Genomic DNA, 1,054 nt, shown 5'->3' with positions numbered 1-1,054 from the left:
AGCATCAGTTATGATGTTATCAGAGCAATCTGAGGCGAACCGGGAGAAGTGAAACATCTCAGTACCCCGAGGAAAAGAAATCAACCGAGATTTCCTAAGTAGTGGCGAACGAACGGGAAGCAGCCCAAAAGTTGTATAAGTCATAGTTGAATTATCTGGAAAGGTAAACGAAAGAGAGTGATAGTCTCGTAGACGAAGTGGCTTATATGATGATGAAAGAGTAGGACGGAACACGTGGAATTCTGTCTGAAGATAGGGGGACCATCCTCTAAGGCTAAATACTACTTATTGACCGATAGTGAACAAGTACCGTGAGGGAAAGGCGAAAAGAACCCCTGTTAGGGGAGTGAAATAGAAACTGAAACCGTGTACGTACAAGCAGTGGGAGCACTACGGTGTGACTGCGTACCTTTTGTATAATGGGTCAGCGAGTTACTTTCAGTGGCGAGGTTAACCGCATAGGGGAGCCGAAGGGAAACCGAGTTTTAACTGAGCGCGAGTCGCTGGGAGTAGACCCGAAACCTGATGATCTAGTCATGGGCAGGATGAAGGCAAGGTAACACTTGCTGGAGGGCCGAACCCACTAACGTTGCAAAGTTAGGGGATGACCTGTGACTAGGGGTGAAAGGCCAATCAAATCAGGTGATATCTGGTTCTCCCCGAAAGCTATTTAGGTAGCGCCTCAAATGAAAGTTATGGGAGGTAGAGCACTGTTTCGATAAGGGGTCCATCCCGGATTGCCGAGTCGATGCAAACTCCGAATACTCATAAGGACTATTTGGGAGACAGACAGCGGGTGCTAAGGTCCGTTGTCGAGAGGGAAAGAGCCCAGACCGCCAGCTAAGGTCCCGAAGTTAAGGTTAAGTGGGAAACGATGTGGGAAGGCATAGACAGCTAGGATGTTGGCTTAGAAGCAGCCATCATTAAAAGAAAGCGTAATAGCTCACTAGTCGAGTCGGCCTGCGCGGAAGATGTAACGGGGCTAAAACCTTACACCGAAGCTGCGGAATTAAGAAATTAATTGGTAGGGGAGCGTTCTGTAAGGCTGTGAAGG

The 1,054-nt window shown here is 48.2% G+C and carries 1 rRNA gene; it reads left to right on the top strand.

Annotated elements, in window-relative coordinates:
• Window positions 1-1,054, top strand: a 23S ribosomal RNA gene (locus tag T489_RS14805); the annotation flags it as partial.

It is taken from the genome of Ruminobacter sp. RM87 (genome assembly GCF_000701925.1).
Taxonomy (GTDB): domain Bacteria; phylum Pseudomonadota; class Gammaproteobacteria; order Enterobacterales; family Succinivibrionaceae; genus Ruminobacter; species Ruminobacter amylophilus.
The sequence above is the reverse complement of the archived record's forward strand: the minus strand, read 5'-3'. Positions and strand labels throughout refer to the sequence as shown.